The sequence below is a fragment of the Vulcanithermus mediatlanticus genome (assembly GCF_055385885.1).
The window spans coordinates 1,223,533-1,244,339 of sequence record NZ_AP042385.1 but is presented as its reverse complement, the minus strand read 5'-3'; the positions used below and the strand labels follow the sequence as shown (position 1 = coordinate 1,244,339).

Genomic DNA, 20,807 nt, shown 5'->3' with positions numbered 1-20,807 from the left:
ATAATAGGAACATGGCGAGCGGTGATAGCAAAATCCAAGCGGGCCTGATCTGGCTGAACGGCAAACTCGTCCCCCAAGAAGAAGCCCGCGTGAGCGTGCTCTCCCATTCGCTCCACTATGGGACCAGCGTCTTCGAGGGCATCCGCGCCTACGAGACTGAAAGGGGCGCGGCCATCTTCCGCCTCAAAGAGCACGTCAAGCGCCTGTTCGATTCGGCAAAAACGCTGTTCATCGAAATCCCTTACGCACCCGAGGAAATTGAATCGGCCATCGTCGAAACCGTCCGCGCCAACGCGCGCCGCTCCTGCTACATCCGGCCGCTCGTGTGGCTGGGCGACCGTACCCTGGGCGTCAACCCGCTCCCCAATAACCCGGGCGAGGTCATGATCGCCACCTGGGAGTGGGGCGCCTACCTGGGCGACGAGGCGATTCGCAAGGGCGCGAGGCTCATCACCAGCTCCTGGCGCCGCTTCCCCGGGGATGTCATGCCGGGCAAGGCCAAGGTGGGGGGCAACTACGTCAACTCCGCCCTGGCCAAGATGGAAGCCCTTAAATCGGGCGCCGACGAGGCCATTTTGCTCGATACCCAGGGCTACGTCGCCGAGGGGTCTGGCGAAAACCTCTTCTTCGTCAAGGACGGGGTCATCTACGCGGTCGAGAGCTCGGTAACCCTCCCCGGCATCACCCGCGACTCGGTGATCCGGATCGCCAGGGATCTCGGCTACACGGTTGAGGTGGCCCACCGGGTCACCCGCGATCTTCTCTACGCCGCCGACGAGGTCTTCATGACCGGAACCGCGGCCGAGGTCACCCCGGTTTCCCAAATCGATTGGCGGCCCATCGGCAAGGGTGAGGCCGGCGAGATCACCATGCGGCTGCGGGAAGTCTACCTCGAGGCCGTCACCGGCAAGCGTCCGGAATACGAACACTGGCTGACCTACGTCGGCTAAGCGTTGCTCTACCACGAGCGGGCGGGAACCCCCGCCCGCTTTCCCGTTCGTGCGACCAAAAGGCGTTCGACAAAGGTGCCTATCATTCTGCCCCTCAGAGACCGACCGGCACGGCGATCCCCCGCGCCGAGCACCCGAAGGCAAGGCAGGCGGCGGCACTGCCCCAGCAAGAGTCGCCCGCAAGGTAAGGGAAACGCTCTCCCTGGATTCCGGATCCGTTCCGTATGGGCGGCTGTAAAGAATGGGGCTTCGATGAGTGCGGTGAAAAGATCAGCGCGGTGGTCCCAGTAGCTCCTTTAGGCTTGAAGCTGTGAAGCGTCAGCTCGGGAAACCGGGAGCAGGGCGGGGCAATCAACCGATAGCCATCGCGTCGAGGTTCATTGAGGAAGGGAAGGATCGCGAAGCAGAGCAGCTTCTACTGAAGTGGAGGCCTAAGGATTCCAAGCTCGAGGCGGAGAGGCTGGCTCTTCTAGGTTTCGTACGCTGGCGGCTTGGAGACACGAAAGCTTACCGGTCACTTGCCGTTGAGGCCGCCAACAAGGCGAGAACGAGTCTGACGCTGTATCATCTTGGCCTCGCCCTTCCGCCCGAAGAAGGCCTGAGTGCTCTCCGCGGAGCCTTCGAGGCTTATTCGGGCGACCATGAGGGAGAAGGCCGGGTGGCTTATGCCCTGGCCCGCGTACTCAGGCGGCTCGGACGTTTTCCCGAAGCTTACCGTTGGGCCAGTCTAGCCGCCCTTCGCGGAACGTCACCTTACTATCAGCTGGAAGAGATCGCCCTGGACTTGTTCGTGGGTGAAACACCCCTCGAGGACCTGGCTCAGGAGGTTTTGCCGTACGTAAATCATAAGGCGCTTGGTCCAAGGCTTTACGCGTCGTGGTTGCAAGTGCAGCTGGCGAGCGCCGCCGGGAAACCCGTCGAAACGCACGTTGCATCGTGGGCAACACTCGTTCCTGGCGATAAGCTGGCTTTTGATTTGCCCGCGATCATTCTCGCGTTGAAAAAAGAGAACCCAGAGCTGGGCTGGCGCCTCCTGAGAGCCGCACAAGCAGCAGCCAAGCCTGATGTCCTCACTGCAGCGTTGCTGGATCTCGCAGAGGGGTTCCTCCGGTTTCCCCAGCCAGAGGGCATCGTTGCTTTAGAGAGAGCGCTCCCCATTCTACGCGAGAACATGATGGAGGAAGCGTTCAGAGCGCAGGCTCACTTGGCCTCCTTCTCAGGACAACCCCTGTTGGGGCCATTCAGGCTCATTGCAGACTCTTTGCGACGGGAAGCCCGAGTCCTCTTCGCCCCCGAGGGGGTGTTTTGGCAGAGACCTTACTTGCAGGCTTTGGGGAATGGCCGGCTCGTAGGATTTCCCCGCGTAAGGAAACGAAGCCTTGAAACTCTTGTGCTGCTCCTTTCACATCCAGAGGGTCTTTCTGGCCAAAAGCTTGCGAAAGCGTTGTACGGAAGACCCAACGTCGAGGCAGCCAAGGTCGAAGTATCCCGTCTACGGGGAATCGGGTTCGAGATCGCCAGCAGGCCGTACAGATTGCTCAACCCCCCTGATGCAGATTTTCTAGAGCTAAGGAGGCTGCTCGCCGAAGGGCGCCTGAGGGAAGCCATAGCCCTCTACAAGGGCCCGCTTCTGCCAAGAAGTTACGCACCTGGCGTCGAGACGCTTCGCCGTGTGCTGGAAAACGAATTACGAGAAGCGGTTCTAGCATCACGGGATCCAGACGCCATCTACGCTCTGGCGCAAAAGCTCGAAGACGACCTGGAAGCTTGGAAGGATGCTCTCAATATCTTAGCCCGCGATGATCCTCGGCGCCCTGTCGCTTTGGCTTGGGTATGTAGGCTCAGGGAGCAATACAAATAGGTTGCTGCTCTTAGGTTCGCTTAGCTGGCCCGGAGGTATGCACAGGGGGTTGTTGCATGAGGTCGTTCGGCTGGATTTCGGAGCTAACGGGAAAAGCACTAATGTAGATCCGACCAAGAGAACTGCGATTCCTCTTCTCATTCATTCATTCAATAGTCGCTCGAGTGAGGTTACCGTCCGCCGGTGAAGGTTACCGGTTCGGCGGTCGAACGTTACCTGCACGAATAGCGGTCGGTGACCGGCCTCAGTGAAAACTAGAGGCGTGGCCTTTCGAACGCGCCGTCGTCACGGTTGCCTCACGCTCAGCGCTTCACATGCGCGGGCAGGGACTCAACTCCGGTGTGCAAAAACCGGCACCCCACAGCGAGAAGGTGGGTAAGGTACAAGAAGGGGTTCAAGCGTGGAGCAGGGGGCACCGGGTCCATCGCGACGGAGGTGAATTGTGAGCAGCGGATTCACAACCTGCGCCAACACGGGAGCCGTGGCTGTTGTACCAATCGCCGTGGCAATTTCTGCTCATCAAGACCGGATCACAGTTTGACCGCTGGCGGCGAGAAGGAATTCCGCAAGGGGCGCGCCATGTCATCGCCCAACACCTTCGCAAACGCTTCGGTGACCTGGTGGCGTTGGATGGAGTCGGCCTCGAGCTCCGCCCCGGTGAAACGGTCGGACTGCTCGGCCCGAACGGCGCCGGCAAAACCACTTTCGTCAAAATTCTGATCGGGCTCCTCGAGGCTGATGGCGGGGAGGTCTTTGCGCTCGACGAAGCAGGCGAACCCCGACCAGTGCGCCCCACCGACTTCGGGGTGGTTTTGGAGGGAAACCGGAATTTCTACCAAAATCTCCCCGCGGTGGTCAACGCCGTTTACTTCGGGGCCATCCGCGGCCTTACGCCCCGCGCTGCCGGCGAGCGGTTTCGGCACTGGATGGAGCGGTTTAAGTTGGCGGATCGGTTGAACGACCCCCTCTCGGCGTTTTCCCGGGGCATGCAACAAAAAGCAGCGATCGCCACCGCCCTGCTCCACGACCCGCCCTTTTTGCTCTTGGATGAACCCACGCTGGGGCTAGATCCGGAAAGCAAGAACGAGCTCGAACGAATGATCGTCGAGCTCGCGCGCGCGGGCAGGGCCGTCTTGCTCGCCTCCCACGACATGGGCACGGTCCAGCGCGTCGCCGACCGCGTGATCTTCCTGAATAAGGGGCGGATTGTGCTCGAGGATCGAACGAACGCCGCGCTCAGGCGCTTTGCCACCCCCTGGTTCGTCATCCAGTTCGCCAGGCCCGAAGCCGAAAAAGCGCTGGCAAGCCTCGCGCACCCGAAGGTCCGGCTTCGCGACGCGTCCACCCTGATCTTCGAAGGCTCCTGGGAAGCGTTGAAGCACGAGGTCCTTGACCACCTCACCGGCGAAATCGTCCGCGTTAGCCGGGAGATGCCAAGCCTCGAGGACCTCTTTCTCCATCTCGTCGGAGGGAAGTGGGCCTCATGATGACCCTGATCAGAGCCGAGCTGCTTTTGAGCCTGGCGCAAATGCGCAGGTACTTTCTCAATACCATCTTGAGCCTTGGGGTCATGGTTCTTTTCTTCTACGGCCTTTTCTACGGCATCTCGCTCTTCGTCTCGGCCCCCCTGGAGGGCCAAAACCTTTCGAGCCTGGTGCTCGGGTTCGTCGTGTGGACGTTCGTTTTGGGTATCCTGCAGGGGATCGCCGAGGACATCCAGCGGGAGGCGGTGCGGGGCACGCTCGAGCAGCTCGCCATGAGCAAGTACGGGCTGACGACGATTCTGCTCGTTCGCAGCGTCTTGACGGTGTTCGTCTCGCTCTTGCCAGCCGGAATCATCGTTGCATTCCTCACGCTGATTACGGGCGCCGAGCTGGAATTCCGCACCGGGGGCCTTTTGGCCGTGGCGGCGCTCGGGATGGGGGCGATGGGCCTTTCGCTTCTCATGGGCGCGCTGGCCCTTTACTTCAAGGACGTTTCCATGCTCTTCACCATCGTTCAGTTCGGGTTTTTGCCCTACGTGCTGGCCGTGAGGCACTGGGAGGGATGGATGGCGCTCGTCCCGTTGGCCCCAAGCCTCTATCAGGTCAATACCGCTTTCGTGCTCGGGGGGCAGGTGAACGCCAAGCTCGGCGCGCTCGCGTTCTTGAATAGCGGCGTCTTGCTCGTCCTTGGAGGGGCCGCCTTTGCCTACAGCTTGAGGCTCGTGCGCAAAAGGGGCAATCTGGCGATGTACTGATCGGCCAAAGCCACGGCCGGGGCGCCAAGGCGGAAATCTCCCGGTGAATCCGGATGCCACAGACCGCACGACATCGCGCCGCGGCCAGCCTTGCCCCTCGAGTTCCCGGCCAGGACGCAAGAGGCGTCGGCCCCCAGGAAGTCTTAGATGTATTGACCGGTTACACTGGTGGTGGACGCCCCGCCGGGAGACGTGCCCATCGTGTTGAGCGCCCTGTTCCCGGCGGAACAGGGCGTGAAGGGATTCGAGGTGGTGCGGGGGATGATCGAGGGGCTCAAGGAGGATGGATCGTGAAAACCCTCGAGGAAATCCACACCCTCCTCACCAATCACCAGGAAGAGCTCCGGCGTCGCTTTGGGGTTCGCGTGGTGGGCATTTTTGGTTCGTATGCCCGCGGCGAGGCCGGCCCGGTGAGCGACGTGGATCTTCTCCTCGAACTCGAGCGGCCCATCGGCTGGGAGATCGTGGACGTAAAGGAGCACCTCGAAGCTCTGCTCGGCCTTCGGGTGGACATCATCACCCTTGGCGCACTGCGCAAGAAGCCCCTCTTGCGAAAGGCCATCGAGGAGGACCTCATCCGTGTCTAAACGCGACGTCCGCCTGTTCCTCTCAGACATACTCGAGGCCATCGAGAAGATCGAGCGCTACACCGAGGGCCTCACGCTTGAAGCGCTCTGGGAAAACGACCTCGTTGCCGACGCGGTGGTGCGGAACCTCGAGATCATCGGCGAAGCCGCCCGGCATGTGCCCGACGAGCTCCGCGCGCGTTTTTCAGGGGTTGATTGGCGCCGGGTCGTGGGCTTTCGCAACGTGGTGATTCATGAATACTTTGCCGTGGACTTCGAAATCGTTTGGACGATTATCACCAGACACCTGCCCGAACTTAAGCGGACCGTGGCCCAGATGTTGAGGGATCTCGAGCCGGGATAAACCGGAATTGCCCCGCGGCAGAACAGGGTGCACGGCGGGACCACCGAGAATCTGCCGACGGGTTTCCGAGCTGAGGGTGTTGCCAAAGCCCCCTTCTCTGTTCGGACAGCTCAGGTGAACACGGGGAGCAAATGACAAGGCTCCACCCGGGCACCACCCACGCGGATCCCCGAGATCCAGGCGGAGTTTGGATACCAGCGAAGGCCGATGGGGCCCTGGCCAGGACGCAAGAGGCGTCGGCCCCCAAACGTCTCAGACGTGTTGACCGGTTACAAACGGTTGACCGTGCTTTTCGCCCAGTGCTAGGCTAACCCTGGCAGGCTAGGGGTGCTCCAATCGAGGGGCTGAGACCTGGGTCGTCCCAGGAACCCTTAGAACCTGATCCGGGTAATACCGGCGGAGGGAAGCCTTGGGCGAAACCACAATCGTTCCCCATCAAAACGCGCATTCATCCCCGCCTTCCGCCGGCGCGGGAGGTGAAAAGTGTTACTGGGAAGGCTCTATCTGGTGGCCACCCCGAGACCGCACTGGGGAGAGGCCGAGTTCCTTGAGCGCATCGAAGCCGCGCTCGAGGGCGGCGTGGACATGCTGCAGCTCAGGGCCAAGGCCCTCGAGGCCCAGCCCTACCTGGCGCTGGCGGCCAAGGTGAGGGCCCTGGCCCGCAGATTCGGGGTCCCCTTCGTGCTCAACGACCGGCCCGACCTCGCGGCGCTCGCCGGAGCCGACGGGGTCCACCTCGGCCAGGGCGACCTGACCCCAGGCCAGGCCAGGGGCTTTTTCCAGGGCCTCGTCGGGCGCAGCACCCACCGCCCCGACCAGGCAAAGAGGGCGCTGGAAGAAGGCGCTGGCTACCTCTCGATCGGCCCGGTGTGGGCCACCCCCACCAAGCCGGGTCGGGCGGCCACCGGCCTCGAATACGTTCGCTGGGCGGCGGCATCGCTTCCGGACGCGGTGCCTTGGTATGCCATCGGCGGGATCGACCTCACCCGCTTGGAAGAGGTCCTTCAGGCCGGGGCCCGGCGGGTGGCGGTGGTGCGGGCCATCCAAGATGCCAAAGACCCCAAGGCGGCGGCAAAAGCATTTAAGGAAAGGATCCAGGCATGGTGCGAGTCAACGGAAAGGAAGTAAAGCTCGCGGGGAAAACCCCGAGGGAAATCCTCGATGAGCACGATCTCAAGCCGGGGCAGGTCGCGGTCTTCGTCAACGGCGAGCTGGCAAAGGAGGAAGCGCTTGATCGGCCACTTGAGGACGGCGACGAGGTCGAGATCGTGGCCATGGTGCAGGGCGGCGAAGCGGCGAGCGACGCGCTGGTGATCGCGGGGAAGACCTTCCAGAGCCGGTTGATGGTGGGGACAGGGAAGTTCAAGGACCTCGAGGTCATGAAGGAGGCCCTTCTGGCCAGCGGTGCGGAGATCGTCACCGTGGCCATTCGCCGGGTTGAGCTCGGGGCGCCCGGGCACCGGGGGCTGCTCGAAGCCCTCGATACCAGCCGGTACTGGCTGCTCCCGAACACCGCCGGGGCCAAGACCGCCGAGGAAGCGGTGCGCATCGCCGAGATGGCCCGGGCCGTCACCGGTCAGAACTGGATCAAGCTCGAGGTCATCCCGGACCCCACCTTTTTGCTCCCCGACCCCGTCGAAACCCTGAAAGCGGCGGAGGTGCTGCTCGATCGCGACTTCGTCGTGCTCCCCTACATCGGGCCCGACCCGGTGCTGGCGAGTCGCCTGGCCAGACTCGGGACCGCCACCGTGATGCCGCTCGCCGCCCCCATCGGCTCCGGCTGGGGGGTCAAGGTACGCTCGCTGCTCGAAATCATCGTGCGCGACCGCCCGGCCCCGGTGGTCATCGACGCCGGGCTCGGCCTGCCGAGCCACGCGGCCGAGGTGATGGAGTTCGGCGCCGACGCCATCCTGGTCAACACCGCCATCGCCGAGGCCAAAGACCCGGTGGGTATGGCCCGGGCTTTCCGGCTCGCGGTCGAGGCCGGACGAAGCGCCCACCTCGCCGGTCCCATGCCAAGGCGGGCCACCGCGAGCCCCTCCTCGCCCAGGGAGGGCATCCCGCTCGCGCCATGAAACGGTTCGACGTCGCGGTGATCGGCGGCGGGGTCGTGGGCAGCATGATCGCCTACACCCTGCAAAGACGGGGGCTGGCGACCGTCCTCTTCGACGCCGCGCTCCGCGGAAGCGCGAGTCGCGCCTCCGCGGGAATGCTGGCCCCCTACCCGGAAGGCCTCTCCGGTCAGGCCCTTCGCTGGGGGGAAGAGGGCCTCGAGCGCTACCCCGCGCTTTTGGCCGATCTCCGGCGCCTCGGTGGCGAGCCGGTACCGGCGGACTTCCAGGGCACCTGGATGGTCGCCACCTCCGACGCCGAGCGCGCCCGCCTGGAAAAGCACGACCCGCTCCCCGGGTGGCTCGAGCGCATCCGGGGCGCCCGGGCCGGGCGAAAGGACCCCGGGGGATACGTCCACCCGGAGCACCTCAGGAAGGCGCTGCAGCGCGCCTTGCTCACCCTCGGCGGCGCCCGCATCAAGGCCCGTATTCGCAGCTACGAGGCTGGTGCTGCCTCGGTCACGCTCAGCGACGGGCGGCAGCGCTGGCAGGCCGACCGGCTGGTCGTCGCCGCCGGGGCCTGGTCCGCCGCCTTCGGACTTCCCGTTCGCCCGGTGAAGGGCGAAGCGCTCCTGCTCCTGGCCACGCCCCCGCCGGCGCCGGTCTTCGTGGGTGAAGGCTACGCCGTGCCCCGGGGACGGGGCCTTTACGTGGGGGCCACGACCCGGGAACCGCGCACCCCGGGGGTTGACCTTTTTGGCCTGCGCTGGCTCGCCGATTTTGCCCACGAAACCTTTCCCCACCTGGAAGGCGCGCGGCTTGCCAAGGCGCTTTGGGGCTACCGCCCCATGGCCGAGGCGCCCATCGTCAGCCCGATCGAAACCCGTGTTTTTGCTGCAACCGGACACGGCCGCAATGGCGTGCTCCTGGCCCCGGCCACGGCGCGCAAAGTCGCCGAGTGGCTGGGGGTATCCGAAGGAGGTAAATGATGACCCAGCTCGAAGCGGCAAGGAAAGGCCGCATCACCGAGGCCATGGCCTACGTGGCCGAAAAAGAAGGCAAGCATCCCGAAGAAATTCGCGCCCTCGTCGCCGAAGGCAGGGCGGTCATCCCGGCCAATCCGAACCACCGCACCCTCACCCGATTCACCGCCATCGGCGAAGGGCTCACGGTGAAGGTCAACGCCAACGTCGGCACGTCCTACGACTACGTCCACCCTGAGGAAGAGGTCGAGAAGGTCAAGGTGGCGATCCGCTACGGCGCCGACACGGTGATGGATCTCTCCACCGGTGGCGACCTCACCGCCATCCGGCAGCGGATCCTCGAGGTGGCGAGCGTCCCCCTCGGCACCGTACCCATCTACGAAGCCGAGTTCCGGGCCGCGGCCCGGAAGAGCGTCTTCGACATGTCGGCGGACGAGCTGCTCGGCGTGATCGAGGCGCACGGACGTCAGGGGGTCGACTACATCACCGTCCACGCCGGCGTCACCCTCAAAACCCTCCAGCGCTACCGCAACACCCCTCGCACCACCGGCATCGTCTCGCGAGGGGGTGGCCTGCTCGCGGCCTGGATGCTGGAGCGCGGCGAGGAAAACCCCCTTTATGCCCGCTTCGACGACCTGCTCGACATCGCCCGAACCTACGACATGACCCTCTCCCTCGGCGATGGCCTCCGCCCCGGCTCGCTCGCCGACGCCACCGACCGGCCCCAGATCGAGGAACTGCTCACCCTCGGCGAGCTCGCCGACCGGGCCCGCGCCGCCGGGGTGCAGGTCATGATCGAGGGCCCGGGGCACATCCCCTTGAACGAAATCCAGACCAACGTCGAGATCCAGAAAAAGCTCACCGGCCACGCGCCCTTTTACATCCTGGGCATGCTGCCCACCGACATCGCCGCCGGCTTCGACCACATCGCCGGGGCGATCGGCGGCGCGCTGGCCGGCTGGCACGGCGCCGACATGCTCTGCTACGTAACCCCAGCCGAACACCTGGGGCTGCCCTCGGCGGAACACGTCAAAGAGGGGGTGGTGGCCTTTAAGATCGCCGCCCACATCGCCGACCTCGCCCGCGGCAACGCCGCAGCCTGGGCCCGGGACCAGCGAATGAGCCAGGCCCGCTACCGGCTCGACTGGCCGACGCAGTTCGAGCAGGCTCTGTTCCCTGAGGACGCAAAAAGGATCTACCGCGAGCGCGCCACCCAAACCAAAGCCTGCTCGATGTGCGGCCCCTTTTGCCCCATGAACCTGGTGGAAGCGGTGCTCCGCCGGGAGGAGCGCCCGCTTGAGGCCAAAGAGGCATGACCCTCCCCGTGGCCCTGACCATCGCCGGCTCCGACCCCAGTGGCGGGGCCGGCATCCAGGCCGACCTCAAAACGTTCCACCGCTTCGGGGTCTATGGCACGAGCGCGCTCACCATGGTCACCGTGCAAAACGGTCAAGGCCGCCTCCAGGTTCACCTCCTGGACCCCGACCTGGTCACCGAACAGATCGACGCGGTCGCCACGGCCTTTGGCATCTCGGCCGCCAAAACCGGGGCCCTGGGCTCGGGAGAAACCGTGGCCGCGGTGGCCGCGGCCGTCAAGCGCCATCGCCTCTGGCCTCTCGTCGTCGACCCCGTTCTCTTCGCCAGCCAAGGGGGCGCGCTGTCAGGGGCCCCAGGCGAGCTGGCATCGGCGCTCAAGACCGAGCTCATTCCCAGGGCCACGCTCGTGACCCCTAACCGCCTCGAGGCCGAAGTGCTCCTTCAGGCCAAGATCGAAAGCGAGCGGGATGCCCTCGAGGCCGCGCGGGCATTCCTGGCGCTCGGAGCCCGGGCGGTTCTGCTCAAAGGCGGCCATTTCCCGGGGGCGAGCGCCACCGACTACCTGGTCACGGCGGACTCGGTCCAGAGGCTGAGCGCGCCCCGCGTCGCCGGACCCGAGCCCCGGGGCACCGGGTGCACCCTCTCGGCCGCCATCACCGCCGAGCTGGCCCGGGCGCGCCCCCTCGAGGCGGCCGTCCGACGCGCCAAGGCCTTCATTACCCGGGCCATCGCCCGCGCCCTTCCCGTCGGGAAGGGCGCGCCCCCGCTCGACCACTGGATCGACCCCGAAGCCTCGGACTCCGTCAAACCAGCGAGGCAAAGCACAAACCCCGGACAAGGCTCGTGTTAGCGTGGAGGCAACGCTGGCACGGCTGGCGGGACACGATGGAAGAGCAGCAAGCGCGAAAATCCCCCCCGCGCCGCTTCGTGATCGAGGTGACGCGAAGCGCGGGCGCGGATCCCGAGGCCGAGCGGCTGCTGCGAGCGGCCCGGACCTCGGGACTCACCGGCCTAGAGAGACTGGAAGCGCGGCGTCTCTTTTTCCTCGAGGCCACGCTCGATCCACCGCGGGCAGCGGCGCTGCTCGCCGAACTGGTCGCCGAGCCGGTGGTGGAGCGGGCCCGCCTCTTGCCTGAAGGGCCAGCGCCCATCGACGCCGACGCCTACGTCGACGTCACGCTGCACCCCGGGGTGTTCGACCCCGTGGCCAGCACCCTCCTCGAGGTCGCCGGGCGCGTGGGCGTGCCCCTCACCAAGGTCGCCACCGGACGCCGCTACCTCCTCTGGGGCACGCTCTCTCCCGAAAGCCTTAAAGCCCTGGCCACGAAGATCCTTTCCAACCCGGTTATCGAGCACGCCTACGTCAACCGGGCCGCGCCACCCCCCTTCGTGCTCGCGGCGAACCAAGGGGCTGAAAACCGCACCGTCGCGCTGCGCAGCCTCGACGAAAACGCCCTTCTTGCCCTGAGCCAGCACCGGCGGTTGGCCCTCGACCTCGCCGAGATGGAGGCGATCCAGGCCTACTTTGAGGGCGAAGGGCGCGACCCCAGCGAGCTCGAACTGGAGACCATCGCCCAGACCTGGAGCGAGCACTGCGCCCACAAGACCTTTCGCGCCCGCATCGACTACGACGGCCCGCCTCCGGGCCCAAACCCCTGGGCCCCGCCCCAGCACCAGACCATCGACGGCCTTTTACGCACCTACATCAAGGCGGTCAACGCCCGTCTGGCCAAGCCCTGGGTGCGTTCGGCCATCGAGGACAACGCCGGCATCGTTGCCCTCGACGACGAGCTCGACCTGGCGTTCAAGGTCGAGACCCACAATCACCCCTCGGCCCTCGAACCCTTCGGCGGGGCGAACACCGGTGTGGGCGGGGTGATCCGCGACGTCCTCGGGGTGAGCGCCCGGCCGATCGCCAATACCGACATCCTCTTTTTCGGTCCCCTGGAAACCGAGCCCAGCGCGGTTCCCGCCGGCAGCCTTCACCCCCGGCGCATCTTCGAGGGGGTGGTGCACGGCATCGAAGACTACGGCAACAAGATGGGCATTCCCACCGTGGCCGGGGGAATCTTCTTCCACCCCGGCTACCTGGCCAACCCCCTGGTGTACGCGGGCTGCCTGGGCATCCTGCCCCACGGCAGCCACCCCACCCAGCCTAGCCCCGGGGACCTCATCGTCCTCGTCGGGGGAAAGACCGGACGCGACGGCCTCGGCGGGGCCACGTTCTCCAGCATGGAGATGGACGCCGAGACCGGCGAGGTCGCCGGAAGCGCGGTGCAGATCGGCCATCCCATCGAAGAAAAGCAGGTGATGGACTTCGTCATCGCCGCGCGCGACCGGCGGCTCTACCACGCGATCACCGACTGCGGCGCCGGGGGGCTTTCGAGCGCCGTGGGCGAGATGGCACGGGGGATCGGCGCGACGGTCGAACTCGAGCGGGTCCCGCTCAAATACCCCGGCCTTGCCCCCTGGGAAATCTGGCTCTCCGAGGCCCAGGAGCGGATGGTGCTGGCGGTCCCCCCCGAACTTTGGCCTGAGCTCGAGGCCCTGGCCGGGCGTTTTGGAGTCGAGGCCAGCGCCATCGGCCGCTTCGAGGCCACGGGCCGGCTCCGCATCCGCCACCGCGGCCAGATCGTCGGCGATCTCGACCTCGACTTCCTCTTTTCCGGGATGCCGAGAAAGGTCATGCGAGCCCGCTGGCGTCCACCCCCAAAAGGCGGTCGCCGCCAGCCCCCCGAGGTCGAACCCGAACGAGCGCTCCTCGGCCTGCTCGCGCACCCCAACATCCAAAGCCGCGAGGACGTCATCCGCCGCTACGACCACGAAGTGCAGGGGGGTACGGTGGGCAAGCCGCTGGTGGGCGCCGCCGATCACGGCCCCGCCGACGCCGCGGTGATCATTCCCCGGGAGCGCCAGCGCCAAGGCGGGCCTGGCGTGGCCTTGGCGGTGGGGCTGGCGCCCACCTACGGCGAGCTCGACCCCTACCGGATGGCCTGGGCCGCGGTGGATGAAGCGGTGCGCAACCTGGTCGCCGTCGGCGCCGACCCTGAGCGGGTGGCCCTGCTCGACAACTTCAGCTGGGGCAATCCCCTGCTCGAGGACCGCCTGGGGGCGCTGGTCCGCGCCACCCAAGGCGCCTATGCGGCGGCCCTGGCCTTCGAAGCCCCCTACATCTCGGGAAAGGACAGCCTCAACAACGAGTATCTCGGGGCCGACGGTAAACGCCACGCCATCCCGGGAACGCTGGTGATCTCGGCCATCTCGGTGCTCGAGGATCCCCAAAAGTGCCTGGGCCTCGACCTCAAGGCTCCGGGCAACGGGCTTTACCTGCTGGGCCTCACCCGGGCCGAGCTCGGGGGGAGCCACCTGGCCTGGTGGCTGGGCCAAGAGGGCCCCGAGTCCGGCGAGCCGCCGGCCCCCGAGCCCAAGGGGCCGCGGTGGATGCGCGCCCTTTACCGGGCGATTCGCGAGGGCCTCATCGCCTCGGCGCACGACCTCTCGGAAGGGGGGCTCGGGGTGGCCCTGGCCGAGATGGCCATCGCCGGCCGCCTCGGGGCCCGCGTGGATCTGGCCAAGGTGCCGCGAGAAGGCGACCTTTCCGACCTCGAACTACTCTTTTCCGAGTCGCTGTCGCGCTTTCTCCTCGAGGTCGCGCCGGAGCACCAGCACGCCGTGCAGACCCTCATGGAGGGTGTCCCCCTGGCCCGAATCGGCGAGGTGACCGCCGACGGTTTGCTCACCGTTTTGGGGCAAAGCGGCGACGCGATCGTACGCCTTTCGGTCTCGGCCCTCGAGGCCGCCTGGCGGGGCGAGGTCAAGCGGACGCCCCCGGCGACCAAAACCACCTACCCCGCACCGCCGGTCAAAACGCGAAAACCCCGGGCCCTCATCCTCCACGCCCGGGGCACCAACCGCGATCACGACGCCCTGCTCGCGGCGGAGCTCGCCGGTGCCGAGGCCGAGATCGTGAGCGTGCGCGACCTCGAGCGCGGCGAAAAGCGCCTTTTGGCCTACGACTTTCTGATCCTGCCCGGGGGCTTTACCTACGGCGACGACCTGGGGGCGGGGACGGTGTGGGCGCTCGATCTTGCCACCAGGCTGCGCCAAGACCTCGACCGCTTCGTCCGAGAAGGCCGGCCGGTGCTCGGAATCTGCAACGGCTTCCAGGCCCTGGTCAAAGCCGGCATCCTGCCCGGTTTTGCGGGCGAACGCTCGGTCACCCTCACCGCCAACGCCTCGGGCAAATTCGAAACGCGCTGGACGGTCCTCCTGCCCAATTCCAACTCGCCGAGCCTCTTCGTGCAGGGCCTTCCCGGACCCATCGCGGCGCCGGTGGCCCACGGCGAGGGCCGCTTCATGGCCAAGACCCGGGACGTTCGCGAACGCATCGAACGCGAGGGGCTGGTGGCGCTGCGCTATAGCGGCTCGGCGTATCCGGAAAACCCCAACGGTTCCGAGCTCGATCTCGCTGGGCTCACCAACCCCGCGGGCAACGTCCTCGGGCTGATGCCCCATCCGGAAAACCACGCCTTCCCCTGGCAGCACCCGAGATTCCGCCGTGGCGAGCACGGCGGCAGCGGACTTTGGTTGTTCATCGCCGGTGTGCGGCGGGCATAAAAGGGGGAAAAGATGACGAGGGAAGCGATTCTATCGGCCATACCACACGCGGTTTCGGGCGTCGAGGTGCCCGAACTCGGGCCTCCGGTGCGAGGCAAGGTGCGCGACGCCTACGAGGTCGGCGATCACCTGATCCTCATCACCACCGACCGCATCTCGGCCTTCGACCGGGTGCTGGGCCTGATTCCCTTTAAAGGGCAGGTCCTGAACCAGCTCTCGGCCTGGTGGTTCGAGCAAACCCGGGACATCATCCAAAACCACCTGGTCCGCGTTCCCGACGCCAACGTGCAGACGGTCAAGAAGGCCAAGGCGCTCCCGGTGGAGGTTATCGTCCGCGGTTACATCACCGGGAGCACCAAGACCTCGCTGTGGTACCTCTACCAGCAAGGCGAACGCCGCCCCTACGGCATTCCCCTCCCCGAGGGGTTGGAAAAGAACGACCCCTTGCCGAGCCCCATCATCACCCCCACCACCAAAGGCGGGCCGGGGGGCCACGACGAACGCCTCACCAGGGAGGAGATCATCGAGCGTGGCATCCTCCCCAAAGCCCTTTGGGAAGAGATCGAAACCCGGGCCCTGGCCCTCTTTTCCCGGGGCCAGCACCTGGCCCGGGAAGCCGGGCTCATCCTGGTTGACACCAAATACGAGTTCGGCCTCATCGACGGCGAGCTGGTCCTCATCGACGAGATCCACACCCCCGACTCCAGCCGCTTTTGGCTCGCCGAACCCTACGAGCACGACAAAACGCCAGTGCCGATGGACAAGGAGTTTTTGCGCACCTGGTACGCCGAGCGGGGCTACCGCGGCGACGGCGACCCCCCAGCCCTGCCGGAAACGCTGGCCGCCGAGGTCGCCGAGCGCTACATCGAAACCTACGAGCGACTCACCGGCAAAACGTTTGCGCCCGCACCCGAACCGGCCCACGAGCGAATCCAGGCGGCGGTGCTGAACGAGGTCAAGCGGCTTAAGGAGGAAGGCCGTGGCTAAAGCTCGGGTCATCATCCTCATGGGCTCGGCGAGCGACCTGCCACACGCCGAAAAGGTCCGGGCCAAGCTCACCGAATTCGGCCTGGAGGCCGAGATGCACATCTTGAGTGCTCACAAGACCCCGCGCGAGTTGCTGGCGGTTCTCGATGAGCTCGAGGCCGACCCCTCGCCCAAGGTCTACATCACCATCGCCGGAAGATCGAACGCCCTCTCCGGCATGGTCGACGCCCAGGTCCGGGCTCCGGTCATCGCCGTGCCCCCGCTCAGCCAGGCCTTCGGGGGCGCCGACATCTTCTCGTCGCTCCGCATGCCCTCGGGCGTCGCGCCCGCCGTGGTGCTCGAGCCCGAGGCCGCAGCGCTGCTCGCGGCCAAGATGCTCTCGCTCGCGAGCCACGCCCTCGGCGATCGGGTCAGCGCCGAGCAGCAAAAGGCCAGAGAAAAGGTCCTGAAGGCCAACCGCGCCCTGAGGGAGGGGCCCTGAGGTGAAGCCCACCGGGATGCACGAGGCCTGCGGCGTCATCGGCGTGGTGGCGCCGGGCAGGGAGGCGGCCCGCCTGGCCTTTTTCGGCCTCTACGCCCTCCAGCACCGGGGCCAGGAGAGCGCCGGCATCGCCACCAGCGACGGCCGGGCCGCCTATTTGGTCAAGGACATGGGTCTGGTGGCGCAGGTCTTCAACGAGGAAAACCTGGGTCAGCTCAAGGGCGAGATCGCCATCGGCCACAACCGCTACTCCACCACCGGCGACTCCCACGTGCGCAACGCCCAGCCCTACCTCATCGAAACCCTGCACGGGCCGCTGGCGGTGGCCCACAACGGCAACCTCACCAACGCCGCCACACTCAGGCGCGAGCTCCTGCGCCGGGGGGTGGGACTCTCCTCGACCAGCGACAGCGAGGTGATCGTGCAGTTCCTGGCCGCCTCGGCCGAGAGCTGGGGCGAGGCCGAAGAAGGGAGCGATCCCTGGGTCGACCGCATCCGGGCCCTGATGCGGCGGGCGGAAGGGGCCTATTCGCTGGTCCTCCTCACCCGAAGCGCCGTCTACGCCGTGCGCGACCCCAGGGGCTTTCGCCCGCTGGTGCTCGGGGCCCTCGAGGACGGCGGGTTCGTGGCCGCCTCCGAGTCCGCGGCGCTGGTCACCGTTGGGGCCCGCTACCTCAGGGAAGTTCAGCCCGGCGAAATCGTTCGCATCGACGCCCAGGGCCCTACCAGCTTCGTCGGTCACCCGCCCAAAAACCCTGCCCTTTGCATCTTCGAATACGTCTACTTCGCCCGGCCCGACAGCCGGCTCGAGGGCCGAACCGTCCACCTCATCCGCCAGCGTCTGGGCGCCGAGCTCGCGCGCGAAGCACCGGCCGACGCCGACATCGTGATCGGGGTGCCCGACTCGGCCATCCCCCAAGCCATCGGCTACGCCCACGCCCTGGGACTCCCCTACAGCGAGGGCCTGATCAAGAACCGTTACATCGGCCGCACCTTCATCCAGCCCGACGACGCACTGAGGAAAAACGCCGTGCGCCTCAAGTACAGCCCCCTGGCGGCCAACCTCGAGGGCAAGCGCGTGGTGCTGGTCGACGACTCGATCGTTCGCGGCAACACCGCCGGACCCCTGGTCCGCCTCCTCCGCGACGCCGGCGCGGCCGAAGTCCACGTGCGGGTGGCCTCGCCGCCGGTGCGGCACCCCTGCTTCATGGGGCTCGACATGGCCACCTACGACGAGTTGATCGCCCATAACCAGAGCCTCGAGGCCATCCGGGCGCGCATCGGGGCCGACTCGCTGGCCTATTTGAGCCTCGATGGCCTCCTTCGGGCGGTCGGCGAATCCGGCCACTGCACGGCCTGTTTCTCCGGTGACTACCCCTTGCCCATTCCACCTTGGCTCTTCGAAGTCGACCGCGAAAAACGGATCTTTGAAGGCGTATGGGGGGAAGGATGAAGAAAGTACTCGTCATCGGCAGCGGCGGGCGCGAGCACGCCCTGGCCTGGGCGCTCGCCCGCTCGCCCCAGGTCGAGCGCGTCGACGTGGCCCCGGGCAACGGGGGCACCGCCTGGCCGAACGCATCCGGCCGGGCCGAAGCCCGCCGGGTACCGATCGCCGCCGACGATATCGATCGCCTGGCCGAATACGCGCTGAAAGCGGGAATCGATCTGACGGTGGTGGGACCGGAGGCCCCGCTCGCCGCCGGCGTCGTCGACCGTTTCCGTGCCCTGGGCCTCAAGATCCTCGGCCCGGCAAAAAACGCTGCGGCGCTCGAGGCCTCGAAGGCCTTCGCCAAGGCACTGATGGCCGAGGCCGGGGTGCCCACCGCTGGATTTGCCACCTTCGACGCCTTCGAACCCGCCCGCGAGCACCTCAAGGCCCACCCCCTGCCGGTGGTGGTCAAGGCCAGCGGTCTCGCCGCCGGCAAAGGGGTGCTGGTGACCGACGACCGCGACGAAGCCCTCCGCTTTCTGGAGGCCCTGATGCTCGAGGAACGCTTCGGCCCCGCGGGGCAAACGGTGGTGATCGAGGAATTCCTCGAAGGGCCCGAACTCTCCGTCTTCGCGCTCACCGACGGGAAAAGGGCCTTTTTCTTCCCGCCGGCCCGGGATCACAAGCGCGTCTTCGACGGCGACCTGGGCCCGAACACCGGTGGCATGGGGGCCTTCGCCCCGGTGCCCGGCATCGACCCGGGGCTCATCGATCGGGTCAAAGACGAAATCTTCTTCCCCGTCTTCAAGGCCCTTGAAGATCGGGGCACGCCCTTTACCGGCATCCTCTACGCCGGACTCAAACTCACCCCCGAAGGGCCAAAGGTGCTCGAATTCAACGTCCGATTGGGCGACCCCGAAGCCCAGGCCGTGCTCCCCCTCCTCGAGGGCGACCTCTACGCCCTCTTCGAGAGCGCCGCCGAGGGGCAGCTGAACCCGGAAGCCGTTCGGGTGAAACCCGGTTACGCCCTCAGCGTGGTAGCCGCCTCCGAAGGCTACCCCGGCCCCTACCCCAAAGGGCGCCCCATCGAAGGCCTGGGAGCCGCCCAGGGCCGGGCCCTCGTCTTCCATGCCGGCACCGAACGCCAAAATGACGGGTGGGTCACGAGTGGCGGCCGCGTTCTGGCCGTAACCGCTCTGGGCGCGACCCTCAGCGAGGCCAGGGAAGCCGCCTACAGCGCGCTCTCGGCCATCCATTTTGAAGGCATGCACTACCGCCGCGATATCGGCGTCACAGGCGGAGGGAAGTCGTGGACTACGAACGCGCAGGGGTAAGCCTCGAGGCGGGCGAGGCCTTTGTTGAGACCATCAAGGCGGCCGTTTTGGCCACGCATACCGAAGAGGTCCTGGCCGGGGTCGGGGCCTTTGGCGGCCTGTTCGACGCCAAACGCCTCGCCCGCATGCATCACCCGGTCCTGGCCGCCACCACCGACGGCGTGGGCACCAAAACCCTGGTCGCCGAGCGCGTCGGCCGCTTCGACACCCTGGGCGAGGACCTGGTGCACCACGCGACCAACGACCTCCTCTCCGTCGGGGCCAAACCGCTTTTCTTCCTCGACTACCTGGCCACCGCCAGGCTCGAACCCGACCGACACGCCGAGGCGGTGCTCGGGGTCGCGCGGGCCTGCAAGCGGGTGGGGGCGGTTTTGCTCGGGGGCGAGACCGCCGAGATGCCCGGCGTCTACCGTGAAGGGGCGGTCGATCTGGTGGGGACGATGGTGGGCATCGCCGAGCGCGAGGCCATTCCCGACCCAGGGCGGGTACGCGTGGGTGACGTGGTGATCGCCCTCCCCGCCTCCGGCCTCCACACCAACGGCTATTCGCTGGCCCGCAAGGCCCTCGAGGGGCTCGACTGGGAGACCCCTCGCGACGATCTCTCAGGTCAGAGCATTGGAGAGGCGCTGCTGGCGGTGCACCGCGTCTACCTCGACGAGATCAACCGACTGGAGAGCTCGGGCCTCCGCCCCAAATCCCTCGCCCACATCACCGGCGGCGGGGTTTACGGCAACCTACCCCGGGCCCTTCCCCCCGGGCTCGGCGCCCGGATCCAAAGGGGTCGCTGGGAAGAACCGGCGATCTTCGCCCTCATCCAGCAACGTGGCGATGTCCCCGACCGGGAGATGTTCCACGTTTTCAACATGGGTCTGGGCATGCTCCTCATCTTCGCCCCGGAAGATGCTCCAAAAGCGCTTGCAGAACTCCCTGAAGCCCGCCCGGTGGGCACGATTGCCGAGGGCGAGGTCATCGTCGAGGGGGTCGACGACGCCCCATGAGCCGCCAAGGCTTGCCTCGTCTGGTGGTCATGGCCTCGGGCCAGGGCACCAACCTCCAGGCCGTCCTCGACGCCACCGCCTCGGGGCGGCTCGGGGCCGAGGTCGTGCTCGTGGTCTCGGACAAAGCGAGCGGGGCGCTCGGGCGCGCCCAAAAGGCCAGGGTCCCGGCCCTTTACTTCCCGAAACCAAAGGGGGTGCCGCGGGAACGCTACGACGCCGAGCTCGCCGAATACGTGGCCCTGGCCCGGCCCGACCTCGTGGTCCTCGCCGGCTGGATGCGCATCCTCACCCCCGCCTTCCTCGACCGCTTTCCGGGGCGGGTCATCAACCTCCACCCGGCCCTGCCCGGGGCGTTCCCCGGCACCAACGCCATCGCCCGGAGTTACGAAGCCTTTCGCCGCGGCGAGGTGGAAAGCGGCGGCGTGATGGTGCACTACGTGACCCCCGAACTCGACGCCGGACCGGTGATCATAAGCGAGGCGGTCCCCATCGAAGCCGGCGACGACCTCGAGGCCTTCGAGGCCCGGGTGCACGCGGTCGAACACCGGCTGCTGGTGAAAGCGATTGCCAAGGCGTTGGGCCTTGAGCCCTCCGTCTGAAGCGAAAAAGCAAAACGGGCCCCTGGTTCTT

The 20,807-nt window shown here is 66.6% G+C and carries 18 protein-coding genes and 1 riboswitch; all 18 genes read left to right on the top strand.

Annotated features, from left to right (window positions below; genetic code table 11):
* Window positions 1-11: 11 nt before the first annotated feature.
* Window positions 12-950, top strand: a complete 939-nt coding sequence (locus ACZ5BT_RS07325) for a branched-chain amino acid transaminase (RefSeq protein ID WP_464883949.1) — start codon at window positions 12-14, stop codon at window positions 948-950.
* 310 nt (window positions 951-1,260) lie between these two features.
* Complete coding sequence (locus ACZ5BT_RS07320; RefSeq protein ID WP_464883948.1) at window positions 1,261-2,811, top strand: hypothetical protein; 1,551 nt, start codon at window positions 1,261-1,263, stop codon at window positions 2,809-2,811.
* A gap of 620 nt (window positions 2,812-3,431) precedes the next feature.
* Window positions 3,432-4,298 (top strand): ABC transporter ATP-binding protein, encoded by an 867-nt coding sequence (locus tag ACZ5BT_RS07315; RefSeq protein ID WP_464883947.1) that lies wholly within the window; start codon window positions 3,432-3,434, stop codon window positions 4,296-4,298.
* Window positions 4,295-5,050: a hypothetical protein gene (locus ACZ5BT_RS07310; RefSeq protein ID WP_464883946.1), complete on the top strand. Its 756-nt coding sequence runs from the start codon at window positions 4,295-4,297 to the stop codon at window positions 5,048-5,050. Before ACZ5BT_RS07315 ends, ACZ5BT_RS07310 begins: the two co-directional genes overlap by 4 nt.
* Window positions 5,051-5,340: 290 nt before the next feature.
* Window positions 5,341-5,637 (top strand): nucleotidyltransferase family protein, encoded by a 297-nt coding sequence (locus tag ACZ5BT_RS07305; RefSeq protein ID WP_464883945.1) that lies wholly within the window; start codon window positions 5,341-5,343, stop codon window positions 5,635-5,637.
* Window positions 5,630-5,980 (top strand): HepT-like ribonuclease domain-containing protein, encoded by a 351-nt coding sequence (locus ACZ5BT_RS07300; protein WP_464883944.1) that lies wholly within the window; start codon window positions 5,630-5,632, stop codon window positions 5,978-5,980. Before ACZ5BT_RS07305 ends, ACZ5BT_RS07300 begins: the two co-directional genes overlap by 8 nt.
* Window positions 5,981-6,293: 313 nt before the next feature.
* Window positions 6,294-6,402, top strand: a riboswitch (TPP riboswitch).
* A gap of 61 nt (window positions 6,403-6,463) precedes the next feature.
* On the top strand, window positions 6,464-7,108 hold the full coding sequence (gene thiE / locus ACZ5BT_RS07295) for a thiamine phosphate synthase (protein WP_464883943.1): 645 nt from the start codon (window positions 6,464-6,466) through the stop codon (window positions 7,106-7,108).
* Window positions 7,081-8,055: a sulfur carrier protein ThiS gene (gene thiS, locus ACZ5BT_RS07290; protein ID WP_464883942.1), complete on the top strand. Its 975-nt coding sequence runs from the start codon at window positions 7,081-7,083 to the stop codon at window positions 8,053-8,055. Before thiE ends, thiS begins: the two co-directional genes overlap by 28 nt.
* Window positions 8,052-9,020, top strand: a complete 969-nt coding sequence (locus ACZ5BT_RS07285) for an FAD-dependent oxidoreductase (RefSeq protein WP_464883941.1) — start codon at window positions 8,052-8,054, stop codon at window positions 9,018-9,020. The genes thiS and ACZ5BT_RS07285 overlap by 4 nt, the downstream gene beginning before the upstream one ends.
* A complete protein-coding gene (gene thiC / locus ACZ5BT_RS07280; RefSeq protein WP_464885794.1) occupies window positions 9,020-10,330 on the top strand; it encodes a phosphomethylpyrimidine synthase ThiC in 1,311 nt (436 codons plus the stop codon). The genes ACZ5BT_RS07285 and thiC overlap by 1 nt, the downstream gene beginning before the upstream one ends.
* Window positions 10,327-11,181: a bifunctional hydroxymethylpyrimidine kinase/phosphomethylpyrimidine kinase gene (gene thiD / locus ACZ5BT_RS07275; RefSeq protein WP_464883940.1), complete on the top strand. Its 855-nt coding sequence runs from the start codon at window positions 10,327-10,329 to the stop codon at window positions 11,179-11,181. Before thiC ends, thiD begins: the two co-directional genes overlap by 4 nt.
* A gap of 35 nt (window positions 11,182-11,216) precedes the next feature.
* Window positions 11,217-14,948 carry a phosphoribosylformylglycinamidine synthase subunit PurL gene (gene purL / locus ACZ5BT_RS07270; RefSeq protein WP_464883939.1) on the top strand — a complete coding sequence of 1,244 codons (3,732 nt, stop codon included), beginning with the start codon at window positions 11,217-11,219 and terminating at the stop codon, window positions 14,946-14,948.
* 12 nt (window positions 14,949-14,960) lie between these two features.
* Window positions 14,961-15,935 carry a phosphoribosylaminoimidazolesuccinocarboxamide synthase gene (locus ACZ5BT_RS07265; RefSeq protein ID WP_464883938.1) on the top strand — a complete coding sequence of 325 codons (975 nt, stop codon included), beginning with the start codon at window positions 14,961-14,963 and terminating at the stop codon, window positions 15,933-15,935.
* Window positions 15,928-16,416 carry an AIR carboxylase family protein gene (locus ACZ5BT_RS07260; protein ID WP_464883937.1) on the top strand — a complete coding sequence of 163 codons (489 nt, stop codon included), beginning with the start codon at window positions 15,928-15,930 and terminating at the stop codon, window positions 16,414-16,416. The genes ACZ5BT_RS07265 and ACZ5BT_RS07260 overlap by 8 nt, the downstream gene beginning before the upstream one ends.
* A gap of 16 nt (window positions 16,417-16,432) precedes the next feature.
* Window positions 16,433-17,869 (top strand): amidophosphoribosyltransferase, encoded by a 1,437-nt coding sequence (gene purF / locus ACZ5BT_RS07255; protein WP_464885793.1) that lies wholly within the window; start codon window positions 16,433-16,435, stop codon window positions 17,867-17,869.
* Window positions 17,866-19,179 (top strand): phosphoribosylamine--glycine ligase, encoded by a 1,314-nt coding sequence (gene purD, locus ACZ5BT_RS07250; RefSeq protein WP_464883936.1) that lies wholly within the window; start codon window positions 17,866-17,868, stop codon window positions 19,177-19,179. Before purF ends, purD begins: the two co-directional genes overlap by 4 nt.
* Window positions 19,155-20,177 carry a phosphoribosylformylglycinamidine cyclo-ligase gene (purM, locus tag ACZ5BT_RS07245; protein ID WP_464883935.1) on the top strand — a complete coding sequence of 341 codons (1,023 nt, stop codon included), beginning with the start codon at window positions 19,155-19,157 and terminating at the stop codon, window positions 20,175-20,177. The genes purD and purM overlap by 25 nt, the downstream gene beginning before the upstream one ends.
* On the top strand, window positions 20,174-20,776 hold the full coding sequence (purN, locus tag ACZ5BT_RS07240; RefSeq protein ID WP_464883934.1) for a phosphoribosylglycinamide formyltransferase: 603 nt from the start codon (window positions 20,174-20,176) through the stop codon (window positions 20,774-20,776). Before purM ends, purN begins: the two co-directional genes overlap by 4 nt.
* The last annotated feature ends 31 nt before the right edge of the window (window positions 20,777-20,807 follow it).

What these genes read in the sequence shown, in the direction of transcription:
- ACZ5BT_RS07285 (WP_464883941.1), top strand. Translation starts at nt 8,052, where the DNA reads ATGAAACGGTTCGACGTCGCGGTGATCGGCGGCGGGGTCGTGGGCAGC.
- ACZ5BT_RS07310 (WP_464883946.1), top strand. Translation starts at nt 4,295, where the DNA reads ATGATGACCCTGATCAGAGCCGAGCTGCTTTTGAGCCTGGCGCAAATG.
- thiC (WP_464885794.1), top strand. Translation starts at nt 9,020, where the DNA reads ATGACCCAGCTCGAAGCGGCAAGGAAAGGCCGCATCACCGAGGCCATG.
- purN (WP_464883934.1), top strand. Translation starts at nt 20,174, where the DNA reads ATGAGCCGCCAAGGCTTGCCTCGTCTGGTGGTCATGGCCTCGGGCCAG.
- ACZ5BT_RS07265 (WP_464883938.1), top strand. Translation starts at nt 14,961, where the DNA reads ATGACGAGGGAAGCGATTCTATCGGCCATACCACACGCGGTTTCGGGC.
- purD (WP_464883936.1), top strand. Translation starts at nt 17,866, where the DNA reads ATGAAGAAAGTACTCGTCATCGGCAGCGGCGGGCGCGAGCACGCCCTG.
- thiD (WP_464883940.1), top strand. Translation starts at nt 10,327, where the DNA reads ATGACCCTCCCCGTGGCCCTGACCATCGCCGGCTCCGACCCCAGTGGC.
- purF (WP_464885793.1), top strand. Translation starts at nt 16,433, where the DNA reads ATGCACGAGGCCTGCGGCGTCATCGGCGTGGTGGCGCCGGGCAGGGAG.
- purL (WP_464883939.1), top strand. Translation starts at nt 11,217, where the DNA reads ATGGAAGAGCAGCAAGCGCGAAAATCCCCCCCGCGCCGCTTCGTGATC.
- ACZ5BT_RS07325 (WP_464883949.1), top strand. Translation starts at nt 12, where the DNA reads ATGGCGAGCGGTGATAGCAAAATCCAAGCGGGCCTGATCTGGCTGAAC.
- thiS (WP_464883942.1), top strand. Translation starts at nt 7,081, where the DNA reads ATGGTGCGAGTCAACGGAAAGGAAGTAAAGCTCGCGGGGAAAACCCCG.